The following is a 22887-nucleotide window of genomic DNA, read 5'->3' on the forward strand; positions in this document are numbered from 1 at the left end:
CAATACATCATCTACAACTACCTATGGCATCTCAAGTTTTAACAAAAGCCACCGGCGAAACTACATCTATCACTGATCTTCAATTTTATAAAGATACCATTGCCGGCTTAACCGCCTCGCCAAAGTATCTCAATTCCAAATATTTCTATGATGCGCATGGTGATAAGCTTTTCCAGGATCTGATGAACTGCGAAGAGTATTATCCAACCAATTGCGAAATGGAGATCTTTACCAACCAGACAGCAGATATCTGCGAGGCGCTGATAGGTAACGGCGACGCTTTTGATTTGATTGAGTTGGGTGCAGGCGACGCTACCAAATCAACCAAACTGTTAAAATACCTGATGGATAACAAAGCAGATTTCAGCTATCTGCCTATTGATATATCAGAAAATGTGATCTCATACCTCAATATGACCTTGCCTGTTATATTACCGGGCATAGATATTACCGGCCTTAATGGCGACTATTTTGATATGCTGAAAAAAGCTGCAGACATATCTGACAAACGCAAAGTAGTGATGTTTTTAGGCTCAAATATTGGTAACATGCCGGTGGCGGATGCTGAGCAGTTTTGCAACGAACTGCGTAAACATTTATCGCCGGGTGATATGGTGTTGATCGGTGTCGATCTGAAAAAAAACCCTGCAACCGTGCTGGCAGCTTACAATGATAAAGAAGGTATTACCAAACGCTTTAATCTCAATCTGCTGGAGCGCATGAACCGCGAATTAGGTGCAACCTTCGATGTAAATCAGTTTGATCATTACGCTATGTATGATCCTGAGACAGGAGCCTGCAAAAGCTACTTGATTAGCGGAGCTGCTCAGGATGTGAAGATAGGTGAAGAAACTATCAGCTTTGCTAAAGACGAATATATCTACATGGAGATATCGCAGAAATACTCTGTCGAGCAAACGGATGAAATGGCTCGCAAATCGGGTTTTAAACCATCAACGCATTTCAGCGATAGCAAAGATTGGTTTTTAGATGCCATATGGCAGGCGGTATAAGCGTTTAGATATATCCTGGTTGCTCCTGACCGAGCAAAATTTTTTAATTACTTTCTACAAAGCGGTAGCCCCTATGGGGCAAGTACTTTGCATTTCAATAGCGCTTGCTTATTATGTGCCGTAGGCATAACCGCTTTGTAGGGCGATGCAAATAAAACATTGCGTGCAGTAGGTACGCAACCTGTCTACGCAATTTGTATTGATGAGATGATTAAATAAGGCTATCTTTATAAAAAATACAACCTAAATGGAAGCCTCATCTGTATTACTCTACATCTTTTTATTCTTCATTGTAATTGTTATTTTCTCATCATTTGTAACTGTTAAACAGGGTACAATCGTGGTGATCACGGTGTTTGGCAAATACCGCCGCATATTAACGCCGGGCTTAAATTTCAAGATACCGCTGATAGAGAACATTTACTCAAAAATATCCATCCAGAACCGCTCGGTTGAACTGGAGTTCCAGGCAGTAACGTATGATCAGGCGAATGTATATTTTAAGGCCATGCTGCTTTACTCGGTATTGAACCAGGAGGAAGAAACCATTAAAAACGTAGCCTTCAAATTTGTTGACGAGCGTAACCTGATGCAGGCGCTTATCCGCACCGTTGAAGGTTCTATCCGTGCCTTTGTAGCTACTAAACGCCAAAGCGAGGTACTGATACTCCGTCGCGATATTGTGGAGCACGTAAAAGAACAACTGGACAATATATTAGAAGGCTGGGGATATCACCTGCAGGACCTTCAGTTAAATGATATCACCTTTGATGATGTGATCATGAAATCGATGAGCCAGGTGGTGGCATCAAATAACCTGAAAGCCGCAGCTGAGAACGAAGGCCAGGCCTTATTGATTACCAAAACCAAAGCCGCCGAAGCCGATGGTAATGCCATCAAAATTTCGGCAGAGGCCGAGCGCCAGGCTGCGCAACTACGCGGACAAGGTATAGCACTTTTCCGCGAGGAGGTAGCTAAGGGTATGACCTCTGCTGCAAAGGAGATGCAAACGGCCAATATGGACACCTCGGTTATCCTGTTCACTATGTGGACAGAATCCATTAAACACTTCTCAGAAAACTCTAAAGGCAATGTTATTTTCCTTGATGGATCAAGCGACGCAATGCAGCGCACCATGAAAGAAATGATGGCTTTAAACCATTTGCATACAGACACCGTCAAAAAGTAAATTTACTTTACCCCCCCGACGGCTTAGATGAGATTGATTAAACTTTGCGCTATTTGCGCCGTGGCAGTTTTATGCCTTAAAACAAAGGCGGCTACAGCACAGCCTTACCGCATTTTAACGCAGGCTGATTTTTTAGGTACACCGAGACCTGACGGCAGAGGCGTTGTAGCTTACACTAACTGCACGCTCAACTTTAGCTACCAGTCTAACCACGTGAACAACGGTGAGTACCTTTTACACGCCAGCGTCCGTCTAACCATGAATAACTATAAGTCATGGTTAGACCGTTCCCGGATTATTAATAGTGAGCAACTTTTAGAAATATTGAAACACGAACAGGGGCATTACAATATTGCTTACCTGGAGCAGCAGGAAGTTCTGCGCACCTTAAGTCGCACACGCTTCACAGCAAATTACCGACAGGAGGCTATGGATATTTTTGACCGTATAGATGCCAGGTATAAGCAACTTAACCAGGATTACGAAGAAGATACCCAAAACATGGTTAACCGCCAGCAGCAACACAGCTGGGACGTTTATTTTGCAAAGCGCCTGCAATATATTTCAAGAGAAAACGCAAGCTTGTAATCATGTTTGCCATATGCCAATATTCCTGTACTTTTGAAGCCTATGCCCGTAGGTAAAAATTTATATTTCGCTTCTGATTTCCATTTGGGTGCTGTAAGTTATAGTTCATCGCGCGAACGGGAAGACCGTATTATACGCTGGCTGGATATGATCAAAGATGACGTTGCCGAACTATTTTTAATGGGCGATGTATTTGATTTCTGGTTTGAATATAAAACTGTTGTTCCCAAAGGTTACGTTCGTTTTTTAGGAAAACTGGCCCAACTTACCGATAGCGGTGTTAAGCTATATCTTTTTAAAGGCAACCACGATATGTGGATGTTCGATTATTTTGTGACGGAGTTTAATGCCACCATTATCACCAACGAACTGGAGATTGAGCGGAGCGGCAAAAAGTTTTACCTGCACCACGGCGACGGTCTCGGGCCCGGAGATAAGTTCTATAAATTCTTGAAAAAGTTTTTCAGGAGCGGTGTTTGCCAATGGTTATTTGCCAGGCTGCACCCTAATTTGGGTGTTGGTATTGCAAACGCATGGTCGAGACAGAGCCGTATTGCCGGCGCTAAAGATGAGCACAAGATGCAGTACCAGCAGGAATGGCTGGAAACCTATTCGCGAGAAATGCTCAAAACGCAACACTTCGATTATTTTGTTTTCGGGCACCGCCATTTGCCTCTTGACATTGCACTGCCAGATAATGCGCGGTACATTAACCTCGGCGAATGGGTAAATTACAACAGCTACGCGGTTTTCGATGGAACTGAGTTATCATTAAGATATTTCACTCAATAGCTATCAAGCGATTAATATTAATACTGTCTGTAAGAGTTTAAGATTCGCGCCTTCTGATTATTAAATTCAGCTTCTGATATTGCGCCGCTATCCAATAACTGCTTAAATTTTTCAAGCTCATCGGCAGATGACCGAGCGGGAAAAGCATAAGGGTCTTTATATCGAATCTTAGGTGTGCAATAGATAATTGCGATTCCAATAATATTCAGGAAGAAACCTAATAATAACCCGGGAATTGCACCAATTGTTCTTTCTGCACCTGCTTTATATCCCCATATAGGAAATATGATACATCCTCCTAATATTCCAAAAGCAACAATTATTAAGATTATCTCAGGTACGCCCAGGTTAAACATGATATTCAGGTTTATGATATTTATCCTAATATAGGATATTGTTGTCAATATGTTTAAAATGAAAATAAATTTTACAACCGTGATTGTTTGTTAAAGTAGTGTAATAAGCTCTAACTATAGATTAACTACAGGCTCCTCGCTAAATTATGTGACAGAAATTGCGTATTTTTGCATGTTTTTTGCGCGGTTTTTCTTACCTACCGCAAAATCTTTTACATAAAATGTTAGATAAATTAGAGTTAATATACCAACGCTGGAAAACTGTTGAAGGCGAGTTAAGCAGCCCGGAAGCAATGGCTGATATGAAGCGTTTTGCCCAGCTGAACAAAGAATATAAAGATCTTGCCAAGGTTGTTGATCAATACCACATTTACAAAAATGTTATCAGCAACATTGATGCAAACAAAGAGATTTTGGCTACAGAAAAAGACGAAGAATTTCGTGAAATGGCCAAGGGCGAGCTGGATGAACTTTTGCAAAAGCAGGATGAACTGGAAGAGGCTATCCGCCTGATGCTGATACCTAAAGATCCGGAGGACTCTAAAAATGCCATTGTGGAGATACGTGGCGGCACAGGTGGTGATGAAGCTGCCCTTTTTGCAGGCGACCTTTACCGCATGTACATGCGTTACTGTGAAAAACGCGGCTGGCGTACCGAGTTGGTAGATTATACCGAAGGTACTGCGGGCGGTTACAAAGAGATAGTTTTCAATGTGAATGCAGAAGATGCTTACGGTAACTTTAAGTATGAGTCAGGCGTGCACCGCGTACAGCGAGTGCCTGATACAGAAACACAAGGCCGCGTGCACACGTCTGCAGCATCGGTAGTGGTATTGCCTGAAGTTGATGAATTTGACATCGAACTTCATGCTGCAGATATCCGCAAAGATCTTTTCTGCGCATCGGGCCCTGGTGGTCAGTCGGTTAACACCACCTACTCCGCGGTACGTTTAACGCACATCCCAACAGGTATTGTTGCACAATGCCAGGATCAGAAATCGCAATTGAAGAATTACGATAAAGCATTGCAGGTATTACGTTCACGCGTTTATGAAATGGAATTGCAAAAACACTTGGAAGAAACCTCTAAAAAACGCAAGACCATGGTAGCTACCGGTGATAGAAGTGCCAAAGTGCGTACTTACAATTACCCACAAGGGCGTTTAACTGAACACCGCATAGGTTTAACCATATATAACCTCCCCGGCGTTATGAACGGCGACCTGCAGGAAATAATGGAAGCTTTGCAGTTTGCGGAAAATGCTGAAAAATTAAAAGAAGGCACTGTAGTATAAGCTATTGCCAATATAAAAATTAAAGCGCCCTATGGGTGCTTTTTTTGTTTATTAGCTGCTCATTTCATGTCAATTTCATGATGCCAATATAATTTAGCGTTTGTTAAGTCGCGTTTTGTTGCGGCTTTACGTAAGGGCTTTATAACAGTTAAAGTTTAATAAAAACGCTATCATCTATGCTGGCATTAAAAAATTTAGCAGAGAACACAACCATTTTCAGCCGTTCGGTAAGGTTAATGGGTACTGAATTTAATTTTGATCTGGTAACAGACAATGCTGTGTGGGCTTTGCAGCGTATTGAAAGTGCTGTCAATGAGATAAACCGCATAGAGAAGCTTCTAAGCACCTTTAATGAGGAAAGTTCCATTAACCTTATCAACCGCAATGCAGGCATTGCACCGGTAAAGGTTGATGCTGAAACCTTTAAATTAATAGATCGCGCAATACAGATCTCTGCCCTAACTTATGGCTCATTTGATATTGCGTACGGCATACCGGCGAGTAAAGAGCACGAAGGCACTGTTGTTATAAAAACCCGCACACTAAAAAAGAAAATAAGCCTTACAAATTATACCAATATAGATCTTGACCAGGCTAAGCAAACCGTATTTTTAAAAAATACGAATATGCGCATCAGCCTAAGTGCTCTGGCCCGTGGTTACGCAGCTGATAAGGCTAAAGTAACCTTACAAATGGAAGGCGTTAGCAGCGGTGTTATTAATATAGCTGGAGATTTGCTAACCTGGGGTTTACAGCCAGATGGCTCAGCATGGACCATCGCTGCTGCCGATAGCACTAAAGCAAATGAGATTTATAGCCATGTAGAAATAAGCAACATGGCGGTAGTAACTTCTGTTAATCCTGATCTTGTTGCTAACCGTGCGGTTATAAATGCTGAAAGCGGTTTCCCGGTGAGTGCCATCAAAAGCATCTCTATCATAAGCCCTACAGCGGAACTATCAGGCGCCATGACGGGGCCTATGTTTGGTATGGGTATTAACACAGGCCTGTATTTGGTAAATAAACTTAACCAGATAGCCTGTATAGCGGTTGACGATCATGAGCGTGTTTACACCTCAAAGCATATAAAGTTATAACTTGCCGGCGCTGCCGAAACTATAACCCTAATTTAATTTTGCGCTAAGCGGTAGGACAGATAGCCTAACGCTTGGCGCTTTTTTTACATAAACACATTTAGCTTAATAAGGGGGCACACCTTTATATTTACGTAATTTTTGCTTTCTGCTATTCACCTATAAATGACAAAGTGGTTTTTGTATATTGTTCTGCTGATGCTATTTGCACCGCTTTCGTCCTACCCGGAGGTGAGCAGAGCCTATCCCCCATCTACAGTTATCACAACATCGCCTGTATCAATTGACCAAAATTTTACGTTTCAACAACGTGATACTACTGTAACAAAAGGCAGGCAAAAGCCATCAGAAGAAGAAAAGAAAAAAATTAAGGAGATTGCGAAGGCAAAAAAAATGCCCAAGCCCGAGAAAATAGACGAAGTTAAAACCGATAAGCCAAAACGGCAGCGGCAGCGCAGGCCTGAAGGACTTGAGCGACCACCGGAAATTCCAAGAAGAAACGAGTAACCCAATTTATGCTAATGAAACATATTGGATCCCTCATATTAATAACACTGTGCATAACATTATCGGCATCGGCCAAGCCCCTGCTGATGACGTATAAGGCATACCATGCAGTAGCCGATACGGATACGGTTAAGCCCGTACGTAAAAGTTCAGCCTCAATTGGTGTAAGTTATGGTACTGATGCTTTGTTCTTTGGCCGCACCGGCCCTATCAGGTATCCTTTTGTATCAACAGATATTATCGTAAATACAAAACCCGGCTTTTTTGTATATGGATCGGGTTTAAAAGTTTTAGGCTACAAACCGCTGGTTGATGAGATAGATGTGGGTGGCGGCTATTATTACCGTTTGTCTAAAAAATATACGGGCACTATCAGTTATACCCGTTTCATTTTCAACAAAGAAGCCAATATTATCAAGTCGGCCTCTTCTAATGATATCAACTGGAAAAACACTTTCGACTGGAAATTTTTGAGAACCAGCATCACAGCAGATTACCTTTTTGGTAAATCTGATGATATATTTACCACACTAACCGCTTCTAAGTATTACGAAAGCAAATTCAGCGTTTTTACCGATCAGGATTATTTATCCATCACTCCTGCTGTAAGCATGATATTGGGCACCCAAAATTTTGTGCAACGGTATACCGATGATCATAACCGTAAGCTCGAATTTGATAACATTACCGATAAGAACATCAGGGCACGCAACTCCAGGTTTAATGCACTTAACTACAGCCTTAAATTTCCGCTTGCCTATAACACCCCTCATTATACACTCGAAGCATCTTACAGGTATTCAATACCTGTAAACGTAGAGGGTATTTTGCAGAACCGGAAAGAATCGTTTTTTAATCTCACGTTTTATTACGTTTTTTATTAGATGAACATACTTATCGTTGAAGATGAAAAGGCGCTTGCCCAGGAAATGGAGTTGTTTTTAACCAAGAACAATTACATCTGCGAGGTATGTTATAACGGCATCTCGGCATCAGAAAAAATTGCTGTAAACCTATACGATTTTATATTGCTTGACCTTGGCTTGCCTGACTATGAGGGCTTAGATTTATTGATCGAAGCACGCCGCACCAACCCGGAAGCTGCTTGTATAATTCTCACCGCGCGTGCCGAGGTGAACGACCGCGTTAAGGGCTTAGACCTGGGCGCCGATGATTACCTGGCCAAGCCGTTCTCCCTATTAGAGTTGCAAAGCCGTATGCAGGCCATCATCCGCCGTAAATTTGGTGTTCCACAGAATGTGGTTGATCTTGATGGTTTTTTGATAAACCTTACTGATCGTACCATTATGTACCATGTTAACCCGGTAAATGCTATAACAAAAAAGGAGTTTGACCTGCTGGCTTACCTGCTGCTGCATAAGAACCGCACGCTTACCCGTGCCCAATTAGGCGAACACATCTGGGGCAGCGTTATCAATGACGATTACGACTCTAACTTTATAGATGCACACATCAAAAATATCCGCAAAAAGCTGAGTGCATTTGCACCGGCCGATTGGCTTGAAACTGTGCGCGGATTAGGTTACCGTATCAAAACAAGCGTTTAAGATTTGAAGCTTCAGTTAAAACTTACGTTTTTCAATGCCATATCAAAACTGGTTATTGTAACCCTGTTTGTTTTGCTGCTGCCCGGCGTAATCGAAAACATCAACAAGAACTATGCTGATGACCGTTTGGTTAAACAGAAGGATAAGCTTTTAGAGATCGTTCATCGTGACGGAATAAAGGGCTACATTAGTAACGATGACGAAAGTTATGGCAGTTACCTGCCGCTAAAAGAAGAATACATAAGTTTAGCCGTAGCTGACCCCGTCTTTCATCTTGACACTATTGAGGATGAAAAGCGGATGGTTGAGCGCGACACGATAGATTACCGCATCCTTAGCCACACTTTCTACGTCGGTAAAAAAAACTACCTGCTTGAGATAGGCAAAAGCACAGATAGTATCAGCGAAACCACTAAACCTCTGCAAAACATTGCTTTCCAGATATTAATAGGCATGGTTTTATTGACCATCCTTGCCGATCAGGCTTTTTCGAGCTACATCCTGCGCCCCTTAAATACTATTATTCGTACAAAACTGGTTCGGCAAAAGTTCCCAAGTTTCACGTCTTACAACAGGGTACGCACCACTACTTCAGACTTTCAGTACCTGGATATCAGCATCCACCGCATGGTGCAGGCTATTGAACAGGCATTTCAAAAAGAACGGGAATTTATCTCCAATGCTTCGCATGAGTTAATGACGCCTATCTCTATCCTGCAATCAAAAATAGAGAACATGTTTGAACAGGATGATGTTGCCGACGAAACCAAGCTGCGTTTGCTGGAAATGCAAAAGATTTTATACCGTCTTAAAAGTATAACCAAAACCCTGTTACTAATATCACAAATAGAGAACGAACAGTTTTTAAAAGAAGACAAAACCACTACCGCCGAATTGCTGCAGGAACTTTATGATGAAATATCCATACGCCTGCAGGATAAGAACATCACGCTGAACATGCAGGTGATCGATAATGTTGAGCTTATCAATATCAATAAATTCCTGCTTTTTAACCTGCTTTTTAACCTGGTTAATAACGCTATTAAATACAATAGGATCGATGGTTTAATAACCGTAACCGCAAGCTGGAGTGGCGGTAGTTACCAGATCAGCGTTGAGGATACAGGTATTGGCATAGCCGAAGAAGACCTTCCTCATATCTTTAACCGTTTCAAAAAAATGAAGAAGGCCTTGTCAGAAGATAGCTTTGGGTTGGGCCTCCCTATAGTTAAATCTATAGCAGATTTTCATAACATCGATATCAGCATTGTTTCAGAACAGGGGAAAGGCAGCACCTTCACTATCAGCTTACCTGCCGGCAGCATTAATGCTTCGTTATAGAAGCAACCCTTGTACTAAATTTAATGCAGCATTTCGTTCTAACAAACACCTTTATTATTTACATCAACAATATATTTTCCTTCGTATTAAAAATATTTTGTTGAGATATAGTTTTGCTATCAAAATAATTTACTGTTTTACAATTACGCTAATTAAATGCTTTGGCATTCCCTTTGCAATTATGCCCAAAAACACACACAATTATTTAAGATGAAAACATTAAAGATAAAAATTGCTACTTATAGTATTGCATTAGCTTCTGTAGGCGTATTGGCAACAGGTTGCGACTCGTTAACTAAAACACAAAAAGGTGCTGCAATTGGTGCAGGTGCAGGTGGTACCATTGGTGCCGTTATTGGTAAGGCTGCTGGTAACACTGCGTTAGGTGCTATTATTGGTGGTGCCGTAGGTGGTACTGCAGGTGCCTTTATTGGCCGCAACATGGACCGCCAGGCAGCAGAAATTAAACAAACAGTACCGGGCGCTACCGTTACCCGCGAAGGCGAAGGTATTTTAGTGAAATTTGACTCAGGTATTTTGTTTGATACTGATAAATCTGATCTTAAATCAGCTGCGCGTACAAACTTAGCCAACCTGGCAACTTCATTACAAAACAACCCTCAAACCAACATATTGATCGTAGGTCATACTGATAATACCGGTAGCGATTCATACAACCAGAGCTTATCTGTTCGCCGTGCCGAATCTGTAAAATCATTCCTGACCGCTAACAGCGTATCATCATCACGTTTAAGCGTATCGGGCAAAGGTGAGAGTGAGCCAATTGCTGACAACAGCACTGCAGAGGGCCGCGCGCAAAACCGCCGTGTAGAGATCGTAATTGTTGCTAACCAGGCCATGAAAGATCAGGCCAAACAACAAACCGGTCAGTAACATATTATTTGATTTAATAAGTTTTTTAGAAACCCTGCGACAATATCGCAGGGTTTTTTGTTACCCTACCCTCTTTACGCGCAGCGAAGAAGGAGCCGACGATCCGCCGTATGGCTGAGATGTCGGGGTGAGTAAAATTTTGTAGATTTGCCGCATGGCATCCATCAAACCATCTGTACCAAAGGGTACACGCGATTTCTCTCCGGCCGAAATGGCAAAGCGTAACTTTATTTTCGATACCATAAAAAGCGTTTTTAGGAAATACGGCTACCAGCAGATAGAAACCCCATCGATGGAAAACCTAAGCACCCTTACCGGCAAATATGGCGATGAGGGTGATAAATTGATATTTAAGGTTTTGGATAGTGGTGATTTTTTGGAGAAAGCTGCGAGTATTAAGAAAGTTCAGGGTGAATTGCTCAATTTAGTAAATCAGGCTTTAGCAACAGATGAGTTACTTAAAGAACATTTGAATGCCTTTAAAGTGCAGAAGGGTGACGATTTTGAGGAACTTTATGAAATTTTTAAAGATGGGATGTCCACTATGATAAATAGTGAGGAACAAGTTATTGGCCTTTTTAAAACTTATTTAACATCCAAAAATATAGTTTCTGAAATCTCTGAAAAAGCCCTTCGTTATGATCTAACCGTACCTTTTGCGCGTTACGTGGTGCAGCACCAGAACGAGATCACTTTCCCGTTTAAACGCTTCCAGGTGCAGCCGGTATGGCGTGCTGATAGGCCACAGAAAGGCCGTTACCGCGAGTTTTACCAGTGCGATGCTGATGTGGTTGGTTCGCCATCATTACTCAACGAGGCCGAGTTTGTTTTGATTTACGATGAAGCCCTGAGCAAGTTAGGCCTATCTGATTTTACTATCAAGATCAACAACCGCAAGATACTATCAGGTATTGCTCAAGTGATAAATAAGCACGACAGTATTATCGACCTTACCGTTGCCATTGACAAGCTTGATAAAATCGGTTTAGAAGGTGTAATCAAAGAATTATTGGAACGCGGCTTTACTGAAGCAGATATAGAGAAGATAAAACCTATTATTTTGTTGCAGGGCACTAATGAGGAAAAATTAGTTAGTCTGCGCCAGGCTTTGGGAAACTCTGAAATAGGCCTGTTAGGCTGCGCCGAGATTGAAAAAGTATTCGAATACATAGCCGCGTGCAAACCGCTTGGCGCTATATTAGAGCTGGATATTACCCTTGCCCGTGGGCTAAACTACTATACCGGTGCCATTTTTGAAGTTAAGGCAAACGGTGTAGCCATAGGCAGCATTGGCGGCGGTGGCCGTTATGACGACCTTACCGGCATGTTCGGCCTTAAAGGGCTTACCGGTGCGGGTATCTCTTTTGGTGCAGATCGCATTTACGATGTGCTGGAGGAGCTAAACCTTTTCCCCGCATCAACAGACCAAAGCACGCAGGTATTGATCTGCTGTTTTGATGCAGAAGCAGAGGCTTTTGCCTTGCCATTACTGCAGCAACTACGCGCTAATAACGTTAACGCCGAGCTTTACCCGGCAGGTACCAAGATCAAAAAGCAAATGGATTACGCCAACAACAAGCAGATCCCTTTTGTGATACTGATAGGTACTGAGGAAATGCAAAGCGGACAGCTAAGCATTAAAAACATGCAAAGCGGCGAGCAGGAAAAACTTACTGCTGAGCAAGTAATCGCTAAATTCTAAATCAGCTGATATCCTTAAGGGCGATGATCTTATCGCCCTCAAAAGTAAAAACAGATTGTCCCGTAAGTTTTAATTCATCACCAACCTTCATACCGTTTGGGAGATCGATAGCTAAAGTAGCCTCATAGTCGATAGCTATTTCAGTTTCATTGCCCCTATGCATTAAATCAGTTATTGATTGTCTACGGCTGCTGAAATAGCTTTTTGCTTGCTCTGCCTGTTGGCGAAACGCTTGTAGTCCATTTAACGTCATGTTTACTTGTCCGCCGCTGATGTTTTCAAAAACTACGTCATCGGCCATGTCTTTCATCATGCCATCAATATCAAAGCTATTGTAAGCGTCAATGTAGTTTCTGATGGTCGCTTCTCTATTATTCATCTTATTTCAATGCTTTTGCTATTGCTTCATCGGTAACTTTAGCCATTATTTTGTAGCCTGCTTCATTAGGATGAACGCCATCGGTGGTAAGTTCAGCCTTTTGTCCGTTGCGCTCATCAACCAATGGCGAAAAGTAATCAAGCAGCACCAGTCGCTCTTGCCCGGCGTAAGCTTTAATAGCTTCATTTAATTCAATGATCTTATCTGCCGCTGCAAAACCTTTGCGCCATGGATATTCATAAACCGGTAGATATTCACATAAGATCACTTTGATATTATTAGCCTTTGCAATTTGCACCATCGAGCGGATGTTGTCCATTATCCGCCCGGTAGTTACGTGCCCTGTTGTTCCGGCAATATCATTGCTCCCGGCTAATATGATCACTGCATTTGCCTTCACGCCTACCACATCCTGCTGAAAACGAATAAGCAATTGCGGCGACATCTGCCCGCTGATACCACGGTCAATATAATTTTTATGCTCCGCGAAATACTGCGGCACCTTTTGTTTCCAGAATTCAAAAATCGAGCTGCCCAGGAAAACCACGCGCTTTTCACCTGCTGCAGGTTGTGGTAAATGGCTGTTCTCCGCTTCGTAATGACGGAGGTCGGCCCAGTCGTCTTTAAAATCGTCAGCAGATTGTTGTGCAAACGCCGAGGCAGAAACGAACAGAAACAGAATAAAAAGCGCTTTTTTCATAGCTTAAACAGATGTAACTCAAAAGTACAATATGCCTTTATTAAATTTCTATTAAAACCAATTTTAAAGGCAACCTTTATCCTACCTTTAAACGTAATACGCTAAAAACCCCCTGAAAAAAATAACACATGAAAAAAAATTTATTAAACCTTGGCGTTGCAGCATTGGTTTGCACCGCTTTGTTCAGCTCTTGCTCAAAAGAGAAAAATGCCTCAACTGCAGCGGCCCAAACCGAAATGGGATTCCAACTAACGGCAGATAATCAGCAAACAACTGTAGGCACAAACGCAGTTACAGATGGTAGAGAAGTTAATGCTACTGCTATCAGCACTGCGAGTATCAAATGGACATCGGTTATTGCCAATGTAAGCCGGTTTAAGCTGGAAGCTAAACGTAACGGTAAGGTAACGGAGATCACTACAAAAAATGTATCAAACCTTGATCTGCTTAACCTAAACTCATCGCCGATAACTGCCCTGGTTGATACCGGCCATTATCGCGAAATAGAGGTTAAGATACTGCTGGTTAAATCTTCAGGAACCGATATACCGCTTACTGCTAAAGGCACCTTTACCACAGCTGCCGGTGCAGCAGTACCAATTGAGTTTGATTATAACGATAATGCAATTATCAAAGGAGAATTGAAGGACGTTACCGTTGATGCTAATACCGGTGTTACTTCAAAGATCAACCTGCATTTGAACAAACTTTTAACGGGCATCCCGTCAACAATGCTTGATCAGGCTACTCGTACAAATGGCACAATCGTTATCAACAGCACTACAAATGCAGCAATTTATAACCGTGTAATTATTAACATTTTCCTTGCTTTTGAAGCACACGAGTTTGAACACCACAAAAAGTAATTAAGCGATTTTATTATATTTCAGCCACTTGTAAATGTTATGGGTGGCTTTTTTATTTGGAGCTAATCCGTTTTAAACAATTTTGCTTTATTTTATCTCCTGATATGGATGCACAGATCTCTGCAAAAAAATTCTGGGGTTTAACCGGTTACCAGTGGACCTGCATCCTATACATTGCCGTGGCTCTTTTTTGCTGGCAGCTCAAATACTTCAGGCATATTGATAATAATTACATCATATTCCGCACTTCTTTTTATCATTTTAAGGATCATGTAAACCTGTACCTGCTTTACCCTAATGAATACTACGATGTTTACATATACGGGCCGTTATTTACGGTTTTTATAGCGCCGCTATCGCTGATGCCTGAAGGCTGGGGTTTCTTTTTTTGGGAAGTTGGAAATGCCGCAGCATTTTTATGGGCTATTAATTTATTACCTTTTAATAATCGGACAAAAACTATCATCTTACTGCTATGCGCTATAGAGTTTGCAAACGCAAGCCACTACATGCAGTTTAACCCTATAATTGCCGCCATAATTATTGGCAGCTTTATGATGGTAAAAAAGCAAAAAGAGCAGTATGCCACCTTAGTGACCGTAGCCGGTACGCTGATGAAGATCTACCCGATAGTAGGTCTGGCATTCTTCTTTTTCTCTAAGAACAAAGCCAAATACATTATATGGTCGGTAATTTGGACGGCAATATTTTTGGTGCTGCCGGCCATTATCTCCGGACCAGGTTTTTTGATCCAAACCTACAAGGATTGGTTTGTTGCGCTAACTTCAAAGAACCTTACCAATCAAAGTTTAACTACGGGTTTCGACTGGTGTATGATGGGTGCCGTAAGGCGGGCCTTTCAGGACAGCTCCATCCCCAACTGGCCATTTCTGCTGATGGGAGCAGCTTCTGTAATTGGTGCGCTGGCAAGGGTTAAACAATATGAATCCTTAAAATTCCGGCTACAGTTGATGTGCTCATTACTGATAATGGTAGTGATATTTAGCACAGCATCAGAGCATCCTACATTTATTATTGCAACTGCGGGTGCAGTTATTTATATCATGATGCAGCCCAAGCCGTTTACACCATTTAACATCGTAATATTGGTACTGCTCTTGGTAGTCACAGGTTTAGGGCCCTCTGATGCATTCCCTAAACCGGCGCGTATATGGATGCAGAACTACGCCATTAAAGCGTATATACCGGTTATCATCTGGTTTAAAATTGCCTGGCAACTGTTGTTTACAGATTTTCGCGGGCAGGTAATTCCGGCCATTACGAAAGTGGATCAATAGGTGCTAAAACTTCCTAAACAAAACTTTCAATTCACAACAACTGTTAAATTCAATAACAATTAAATCGGCAATTTTTTGTCGAAACTTTTGAGCATTGTTGATTTAAATAAATAATTATTTAAAAAAATCATAACAAAACCAACAATTCTGCAATTAAAGCATTAACTTGAGTAAGTTTTTATTGATCATTTAAGCATTTTGGAACATCATAACATGCAGGGCTCACAATATTTTGAAAAATATGGCTTAATTAACGGCGTATGGGACGAAATGTACGATCAAAACCACATCGTTCGTGGGCATTATCAAAAAGTAATAGACTACCTGTCTAAAGAATCGGCCGAAGATCTTCATAAAAAAGAAGAATTAGCAAAACGCCTGTTTATGACGCAGGGAATCACTTTTACCGTTTACAATAGCGGTGAAGGTATTGAAAAGATTTTCCCCTTTGATATCATACCGCGCGTTATAACTGCTGCAGAGTGGGACTTTGTGGAGAAAGGCATAAAGCAAAGGCTCACCGCCCTTAACTTGTTCCTGAAAGATATTTATCACAATCAGTTCATCATAAAAGATGGCATTGTGCCCATAGATATCGTGTATTCGTGCCCGCACTTTTTGCGGGAGATGTACCAGTTAAATGTACCGTATGATGTTTATGTACATATTGCCGGTATTGATCTGATACGCGACCACGATGGTACTTTTTACGTACTGGAAGATAACCTGCGTACTCCATCGGGCGTTAGTTATATGCTGGAGAACCGGGAGATCACGAAACGCCTGTTTCCAGATTTGATACCGCATTGCGGGGTGAGAAGTGTAACCGAGTACCCATCTATCCTTTATAAAAACCTGCAGGCTTTATCTCCAAGGCAGGTTAGCAATCCAACCATCGTATTGCTTAGTCCGGGCATTTATAATTCGGCATATTTTGAGCATACCACGCTTGCACGCTTAATGGGTGTTGAGCTGGTTGAAGGGCGCGACCTGGTAGTGAACAACCACCGGGTGTACATGAAAACCACTACCGGTTTGCAGCAGATAGATGTGATTTACCGCCGCGTAGATGACGACTTCCTGGACCCGCTGGTATTTAACCCGAACAGCGTTTTAGGTGTTGCAGGCTTAATGGGCGCATACCGCAAAGGCAACGTTGCTATTGTAAACGCACTGGGCAATGGCGTTGCCGACGATAAAGCTACCTATATCTACGTTCCGGATATGATAAGGTATTATCTAAACGAGGAACCATTGCTTAAAAACGTACCAACACACCGCCTATCCAACCCGGATGAACGCGAATACGTGTTTGAGAATATCAATAAAATGGTTGTTAAAAAAACCAATGAAAGCGGCGGGTATGGTATGCTTATGGGCCACGCGGCCAGCCAGGAAGAGATAGAGAAATACAAGGTAGAGATCATGAAAGATCCGCGCAATTTTATCGCGCAGCCGACCATTAGTCTTTCTGCAGCACCTTGCTACATTAACGGCGTATTACAGCCCCGGCGGATAGACCTTCGGCCTTATGCGCTTTGCGGCCCTGATGGTATTGAGATAGTACCGGGCGGGTTAACCCGTGTAGCGCTAACAGAAGGTTCGCTGGTAGTAAACAGCTCTCAAGGTGGCGGAAGCAAGGACACATGGGTATTGGTATAAAGCCGAACTCCCTAACTCCCTAAAGGGAAAACCGAATTTTAATTCAAACAGACAATAATGCTATTAGCAAGAAATAAAAATATACAAATCAAAAGCTCCCCCTTCAGGGGGCTGGGGGGCTACTTATGTTAAGTAGAGTTGCAGCAAGTTTTTATTGGTTAAGCCGGTACATTGAACGTAGCGATGGTCTTCTTCGGATGCTAAAAACCAACTATGCCTCATCGCAAGATTCGGTTGCCGGTTTTAGCTGGGAGCCCATTATGCGTATTTTTTCTGGTGCTGATGATGATATGGTAAAGTCGTTGGGTAATGAGAGCCGTGCTGTATTAAAGTTTATGGTGATGGAGCGCGATAATCCTAACTCCATTGTTAATTTGATAACCCTGGCACGTGAAAATGCCCGCAGTGTGCAGGAACATATCCCTACCGACCTATGGCAGTGCATCAACGAATACTACCATACCGTAAAAGAACCCCGCATTGGTAACGGCTTAAGAAAAGATGACCCAATTGGCATATTGGACGTGCTTATAAAAGAAGTTATGCTTTATTATGGCACAGCGGAGATTACCATGGAACGCGGGCAGGCCCGTAGTTTTATGAACATCGGCAAATACCTGGAGCGGGCTATTCAATCTATTGATATCCTCGACGTAAAGTTTGGGCCGATAAATACCAACCCCGACCTGTTGCTGGATATCACCTATTGGAAACACTTGCTGCAGTCAATCGGTGGTTACGAGCTTTACCAAAAAACATATCGCGATGGGTTGGAGGCACATAATGTTATAGAACAGGTGATCCTAAATAACGATTTCCCGCGATCTGTGATCTATTCGGTGAATAACATCCAGCGCTATTTTGATAGATTAAAGAACAACAGCAACGTAAATGATTACCGTGAGATATCGTTTCAGATAGGTAAGCTGCAAAGCAATATCAAATACAGTTCAGTAAAAAGCATTAGCCAGATGGGGCTGCACCAGTACCTTACCGGCCTGCGCGACGACTTGTATAAGATCGGTAACTCAATGAACGAGTACTACTTTGCAAACTCATAAAATTAATTTGAAAACGAGATTCGATTTGAAAATGTGATGATTTGAAGATTTGAAATTGGTGCATCGATTGAAAAGGCCTTTTCAAATTTTCAAATCCTCAAATCAAAAAAATTAATACCATGCCCGAATTTAAGATACAGCATATCACCAAATACACTTATGATAACTTTGTACGCGATAGCGCCAACAAGATCATTCTGTACCCGATAAACGATCTTTTTCAGGAAGTGCTTAAGCATGATCTAACAGTAACCGGGCACCCGCAAGTAGATACTTATATAGATTACTACGGTAACCAAACAGGCAGCTTTACCTATATAGAGCCGCATCGGTCAATGATCATCAATTCTCAGTTATCGGTTATCACTCACCCACGGGCATTGCCAATAGACGATATGTTTGCGGCCGAGCAATGGAACGAATTATACAACATGCGAAACGTGATGCCTTACATTGACTTTCTGAAACAGGAATATTTTGAAGGTTTGAGCGAACTAAGGCCAATTGTACAAGCCGAGCGTAAAATAGAAGATACCCCTTACCACACTGCGCTTAACTTCTCTAAATACGTTTACAAAAATTTTGAATACATAAAAGGCGTAACAACTGTTGAGACCACGCTTGATGAGATCTGGAAACTGCGTGCCGGTGTTTGCCAGGATTTTGCCCATCTTTTAATGGTAATGCTGCGATACGTGGGCATCCCTGCCAGGTACGTAAGCGGATACATTTGCCCCAACAAGGATGGCATGCGTGGCGAAGGCGCAACCCATGCCTGGGCCGAGGCCTATTTGCCCGGTTACGGTTGGTTGGGTATTGACCCTACTAATAATTGTATTGCAAATGAGAACCACGTGCGCCTGGCCGTTGGCCGTAACTTTAGCGATTGCTCACCGGTGAAAGGTGTTTACAAAGGCAGCGCAGGCCACACGCTTGAAGTATCGGTATCAGTAGGTTACGAAGATGGGCTTGTCCACGAAGAAAAAGATATATTTACAACATCATCACACGCTCCAAAACCTGCGCAAAGCATGCCGCGGAACAGCTATGCAAAGTATATGGAGATGATACAGCAGCAACAACAGCAGCAATAGGGCCGAAGCGAAGCAGTGTATCAGGAAGCAAGCGACAAGACTGATCTTGATCCTCGATATTTTCGCTTCTATTCTCCTAAAAATTTTGATTCTTGATATCTTGCATCCTGATTCGCTTCAAAAAATATGACTTACTGTTTAGGTATAAAGGTTAAGGAAGGCCTTATAGCACTGGCCGATACCCGCATAACTTCGGGAACCGAAACAACCAATAAAAAGAAACTTACCGTAGTACAAAAAGATGGTGGCTCTATGTTTATCATGACGAGCGGCTTAAGATCTGTACGCGACAAAGCTGTTGTTTACTTTAATGAGCTTACGCAAACGCAAACCTTTGATAAGCTTTTCCAGGCGGTTAACGCATTTGGTGAACAGATCCGCCGCGTAGCCCAGGAAGATCGGACGACACTGGAGAAGGCTGGCTTTAAATTCGACCTGAATACCATTATCGGCGGGCAGCTAAAAGATGATAAGGACCATAAACTATTTTTGCTATACCCCGAGGGTAATTGGGTAGAGCTGGGTGAAGGTGCCCCATTTGTGGCTATTGGCAACTCGGGCCATGGTAAAGCGATATTGAACCGCACCATAGATGAAGATTCAAGCATGCATCTGGCTTTAAAGGCCGCATTTCTGTCGTTTGATTCTACACGAGTAAGCAGTAACAATGTGGATTTCCCTATAGATATCGCACTTTATAAAAAGGATTCGTTTGAGCTTGTTGAACAGCGCTATACCCAAAAAGATCTTGCCAGTGTATCCGCGCAGTGGGATGATGAATTAAAGGCGGCGTTACAAAATATATCAGGCGACTGGATGAAAAAAGCCTTCGCCAAATTACCGGGAGACAAGGATGAAGTTTAAGGTATCGGCCCAATTGGGCTACGCGGCAAAATCAACAGGTACTATTATACTGAACATACATGCCCTGAGAACCGAAAGGCAAAAGGTACTTGAAGAAACGTTTACCATAACCCCTCAAACGGATGCCGAAGAGTTAATTACCGCAACAACGAACAATCGTTTTATCCGCTTCGATATCAAGGAGCCGGGTGATTACAATATTACTTATGATGCCCTTGTAGATAATTATTTTGAGGTTCATAACTACAAAAAATACACTGACATAAGTATCAGCAATCTTCACCCTGATGTGCTGCTTTATCTAAGCCCAAGCCGCTACTGCCAGTCTGACAAGTTATACCGCCTTGCCGAGAACGAGTTTGGCAACCTGGCCAACAATTACAATAAGGCTGTTGCTATCACTAAATGGATACACAACCACGTAGAATACTTAAGCGGAAGCAGCACCTCAGAGACGTCTGCTTATGATACCGTTGCCCAGCAAGCCGGCGTATGCCGCGATTTTGCGCATCTGGGTATTGCGCTTTGCCGGGCGCTTTCTATCCCTGCACGGTACTTTACGGGCTACTCATATATGCTTATTCCGCAGGATTTTCATGCCTGTTTTGAGGCCTATATCGGTGGCGAGTGGTTGTTATTTGATGCTACGAGGTTATCCCCATTAAACGGGTTTGTAAAAATTGCCACCGGCCGCGATGCCGCCGATGCTTCCATTGCCAGTATGTTTGGCGATATCAACAATACCACCATAAAAGTAGATTGCCAGTTTGCCGATGAAGGTGAATTTAGCCCCTTCTATCATTATCCTTCAGTGTTTGATGCGGTAACATATATGTAGTGCGGCATCAGCTTTCTATCACATTTAACATCAAAGTTTTGGCTTAGGGCAAATACGAGTATCTTTGCCACGCAATGTCAGATAAAAAAGTCAGAGTTCGTTTTGCGCCCAGCCCAACAGGTGGTTTACATCTTGGTGGCGTGCGCACCGTTTTATTTAATTACCTGTTTGCCAAAAAGCACGGCGGCGATTTTGTTTTACGTATTGAAGATACCGACCAAACCCGCTACGTTGATGGTGCCGAGCAATACATTATGGATTGCCTTAAATGGTGCGGCCTTACGCCGGATGAAAGTCCGCTGGTGGGTGGCCCCTTTGCACCTTATCGCCAAAGCGAACGCAAACCGCTTTACCGCGAGTATGCAGAGCGCCTGGTTGAGAACGGCCATGCTTACTATGCCTTTGATACCTCAGAAGAATTAGAGCAGAAACGCAAGGATGTTCCCAACTTCCAATACGGCCATGCTTACCGCCATGAAATGCGCAACTCGTTGAGCCTGCCATTGCACGAGGTAGAGAAATTGCTGCATGATGGTACACCGCACGTTATCCGCATAAAAATGCCGGAAGACGAAACCATTGGTTTTGATGATATGATACGCGGGCATGTTACTTTTGATAGTAACCTGGTTGATGATAAGGTACTGCTTAAAGCGGATGGTATGCCAACCTACCACTTAGCTGTGGTGGTTGACGATCACTTGATGAAAATTACCCACGCCTTCCGCGGCGAGGAGTGGTTGCCAAGTGCCCCTGTACACATACTGCTTTGGAAGGTATTGGGCTGGGAAGCCGAGATGCCTGCATGGGCACACTTGCCACTGATATTAAAACCCGACGGCCACGGCAAACTAAGCAAGCGCGATGGCGCGCGCCTGGGTTTCCCGGTGTATGCCATGAACTGGCAGGACAACAAAACCGGCGAGCTAACCCCGGGCTTCCGCGAGTTGGGCTTTTTGCCGGAGGCGTTCCTGAACCTGCTGGCTATGTTAGGCTGGAACGACGGCACCGACCAGGAGATCTTCTCACTGGATGAACTTATAGAAAAATTTTCTATTGATCGTATCAGCAAAGCGGGTGCTAAATTCGATTTTGAAAAAGCCAAATGGTATAATGCCGAGTGGATCAAAAAGTCGGAAGCTGAAAGCCTGAAGCTAAAAGTTTGGGAGATCTTAAAAAGCAAAGGAATCGTGATAAAAGATGAAGCTTATTTGTTGAAAGTGATCGACCTGGTAAAAGAGCGTTGTGTATTGCTTGAGGATTTTTATCAGCAATCAGCATACTTCTTCCAGCAACCTGCAGAATACGATCTAAACGCGGTTAAGCCGAAATGGACGGATGCTAAAACCGATTTCTTCAACGCATTTATCAGCATATTAAGTTCTCCCGAGACCTTTGATGCAGCGGAGCTTGAGACCAGGTTTAAGGCCCTGGCCGAAGAAAAAGGATTAAAGGCGGGTGATGTGATGCTGCCGTTCCGTATTATGCTGGTAGGTGGTAAGTTTGGCCCTCATGTGTTCGACATAGCCAAGCTATTGGGCGAAAGTGAAGCCATAATTCGCATAGAAAAAGCCCTGGAAGCGTTTAATGCATAGTGTTCACGTTCACGCCATGAACACTCGTGAACACCGTGAACGCTGACAGGATCTTGTCAGTATATATAAATTATCGGCGGCGCGAGCTTCCAGCTCGTGCCAAAGCACCGTGTCAGCTTTCAGCTGGCGGAAGCTTTAAACAATGATAAACAGAAAAGCCAGAACAAATTGTTCTGGCTTTTCTGTTTATC

The 22887-nt window shown here is 42.8% G+C and carries 23 protein-coding genes; 20 read left to right on the forward strand and 3 right to left on the reverse strand.

All coding sequences use genetic code 11. The features are described 5' to 3' along the window. Positions 1-23 precede the first annotated feature (23 nt). The 4 genes from egtD to FPZ42_RS17135 all read left to right on the forward strand — a co-directional run bounded on the left by egtD (position 24) and on the right by FPZ42_RS17135 (position 3582). The gene (egtD, locus tag FPZ42_RS17120) at positions 24-1013 is read left to right on the forward strand and encodes an L-histidine N(alpha)-methyltransferase (RefSeq protein ID WP_146273084.1); all 990 of its coding nucleotides are present in this window, start codon (positions 24-26) and stop codon (positions 1011-1013) included. A 247-nt stretch (positions 1014-1260) separates the two neighbouring features. Continuing rightward, the gene (locus FPZ42_RS17125) at positions 1261-2202 is read left to right on the forward strand and encodes an SPFH domain-containing protein (RefSeq protein ID WP_146273085.1); all 942 of its coding nucleotides are present in this window, start codon (positions 1261-1263) and stop codon (positions 2200-2202) included. Between the two features lie 60 nt (positions 2203-2262). After that, a complete protein-coding gene (locus tag FPZ42_RS17130; RefSeq protein ID WP_186458808.1) occupies positions 2263-2790 on the forward strand; it encodes a DUF922 domain-containing protein in 528 nt (175 codons plus the stop codon). A gap of 42 nt (positions 2791-2832) precedes the next feature. Then, positions 2833-3582 carry a UDP-2,3-diacylglucosamine diphosphatase gene (locus FPZ42_RS17135; RefSeq protein WP_146273087.1) on the forward strand — a complete coding sequence of 250 codons (750 nt, stop codon included), beginning with the start codon at positions 2833-2835 and terminating at the stop codon, positions 3580-3582. Between the two features lie 17 nt (positions 3583-3599). On the opposite strand, the gene FPZ42_RS17140 is transcribed toward FPZ42_RS17135, so the two are convergent. After that, a complete protein-coding gene (locus FPZ42_RS17140; RefSeq protein WP_146273088.1) occupies positions 3600-3938 on the reverse strand; it encodes an SHOCT domain-containing protein in 339 nt (112 codons plus the stop codon). 221 nt (positions 3939-4159) lie between these two features. On the opposite strand from FPZ42_RS17140, the gene prfA reads away from it, so the two are divergent. From prfA to hisS, 8 genes are all read left to right on the forward strand, one after another. Continuing rightward, on the forward strand, positions 4160-5233 hold the full coding sequence (prfA, locus tag FPZ42_RS17145) for a peptide chain release factor 1 (RefSeq protein WP_146273089.1): 1074 nt from the start codon (positions 4160-4162) through the stop codon (positions 5231-5233). Positions 5234-5409: 176 nt separating this feature from the next. Continuing rightward, entirely contained in the window at positions 5410-6330 is a 921-nt protein-coding gene (locus tag FPZ42_RS17150) for an FAD:protein FMN transferase (RefSeq protein ID WP_146273090.1), read from the forward strand. 162 nt (positions 6331-6492) lie between these two features. After that, positions 6493-6834 (forward strand): hypothetical protein, encoded by a 342-nt coding sequence (locus tag FPZ42_RS17155; protein WP_146273091.1) that lies wholly within the window; start codon positions 6493-6495, stop codon positions 6832-6834. A gap of 14 nt (positions 6835-6848) precedes the next feature. Then, positions 6849-7718: a hypothetical protein gene (locus tag FPZ42_RS17160; protein ID WP_146273092.1), complete on the forward strand. Its 870-nt coding sequence runs from the start codon at positions 6849-6851 to the stop codon at positions 7716-7718. Then, complete coding sequence (locus tag FPZ42_RS17165) at positions 7719-8402, forward strand: response regulator transcription factor (protein ID WP_146273093.1); 684 nt, start codon at positions 7719-7721, stop codon at positions 8400-8402. It begins immediately after the preceding gene. Positions 8403-8405: 3 nt separating this feature from the next. Next, on the forward strand, positions 8406-9743 hold the full coding sequence (locus FPZ42_RS17170; protein ID WP_146273094.1) for a sensor histidine kinase: 1338 nt from the start codon (positions 8406-8408) through the stop codon (positions 9741-9743). Between the two features lie 210 nt (positions 9744-9953). Then, complete coding sequence (locus tag FPZ42_RS17175; RefSeq protein WP_146273095.1) at positions 9954-10637, forward strand: OmpA family protein; 684 nt, start codon at positions 9954-9956, stop codon at positions 10635-10637. A 154-nt stretch (positions 10638-10791) separates the two neighbouring features. Next, entirely contained in the window at positions 10792-12339 is a 1548-nt protein-coding gene (gene hisS, locus FPZ42_RS17180; RefSeq protein WP_146273096.1) for a histidine--tRNA ligase, read from the forward strand. A 1-nt stretch (position 12340) separates the two neighbouring features. Here the strand turns inward: hisS and FPZ42_RS17185 are convergent, their stop codons facing one another. Both FPZ42_RS17185 and FPZ42_RS17190 read right to left on the reverse strand, forming a co-directional pair. Then, on the reverse strand, positions 12341-12718 hold the full coding sequence (locus FPZ42_RS17185; RefSeq protein WP_146273097.1) for a nuclear transport factor 2 family protein: 378 nt from the start codon (positions 12716-12718) through the stop codon (positions 12341-12343). Position 12719: 1 nt separating this feature from the next. Beyond that, positions 12720-13418 (reverse strand): GDSL-type esterase/lipase family protein, encoded by a 699-nt coding sequence (locus FPZ42_RS17190; RefSeq protein ID WP_146273098.1) that lies wholly within the window; start codon positions 13416-13418, stop codon positions 12720-12722. Positions 13419-13546: 128 nt separating this feature from the next. Here FPZ42_RS17190 and FPZ42_RS17195 point away from each other — a divergent pair, with 128 nt between their 5' ends. The 8 genes from FPZ42_RS17195 to gltX all read left to right on the forward strand — a co-directional run bounded on the left by FPZ42_RS17195 (position 13547) and on the right by gltX (position 22696). Further along, a complete protein-coding gene (locus FPZ42_RS17195; protein ID WP_146273099.1) occupies positions 13547-14284 on the forward strand; it encodes a hypothetical protein in 738 nt (245 codons plus the stop codon). 104 nt (positions 14285-14388) lie between these two features. Next, positions 14389-15582 (forward strand): glycosyltransferase family 87 protein, encoded by a 1194-nt coding sequence (locus FPZ42_RS17200; RefSeq protein ID WP_146273100.1) that lies wholly within the window; start codon positions 14389-14391, stop codon positions 15580-15582. Positions 15583-15780: 198 nt separating this feature from the next. Next, on the forward strand, positions 15781-17244 hold the full coding sequence (locus FPZ42_RS17205; RefSeq protein WP_255563237.1) for a circularly permuted type 2 ATP-grasp protein: 1464 nt from the start codon (positions 15781-15783) through the stop codon (positions 17242-17244). 125 nt (positions 17245-17369) lie between these two features. Further along, complete coding sequence (locus FPZ42_RS17210) at positions 17370-18305, forward strand: alpha-E domain-containing protein (protein ID WP_146273101.1); 936 nt, start codon at positions 17370-17372, stop codon at positions 18303-18305. 119 nt (positions 18306-18424) lie between these two features. Continuing rightward, complete coding sequence (locus FPZ42_RS17215) at positions 18425-19399, forward strand: transglutaminase family protein (RefSeq protein WP_146273102.1); 975 nt, start codon at positions 18425-18427, stop codon at positions 19397-19399. A 126-nt stretch (positions 19400-19525) separates the two neighbouring features. Further along, positions 19526-20263, forward strand: coding sequence for a peptidase (locus FPZ42_RS17220; protein WP_146273103.1), 738 nt, complete (start codon positions 19526-19528; stop codon positions 20261-20263). Then, positions 20253-21101 carry a transglutaminase-like domain-containing protein gene (locus FPZ42_RS17225; RefSeq protein ID WP_146273104.1) on the forward strand — a complete coding sequence of 283 codons (849 nt, stop codon included), beginning with the start codon at positions 20253-20255 and terminating at the stop codon, positions 21099-21101. Before FPZ42_RS17220 ends, FPZ42_RS17225 begins: the two co-directional genes overlap by 11 nt. 74 nt (positions 21102-21175) lie before the next feature. Then, the gene (gene gltX / locus FPZ42_RS17230) at positions 21176-22696 is read left to right on the forward strand and encodes a glutamate--tRNA ligase (RefSeq protein WP_146273105.1); all 1521 of its coding nucleotides are present in this window, start codon (positions 21176-21178) and stop codon (positions 22694-22696) included. Positions 22697-22887 lie beyond the last annotated feature (191 nt).

Source organism: Mucilaginibacter achroorhodeus, assembly GCF_007846095.1.
Lineage (GTDB): Bacteria > Bacteroidota > Bacteroidia > Sphingobacteriales > Sphingobacteriaceae > Mucilaginibacter > Mucilaginibacter achroorhodeus.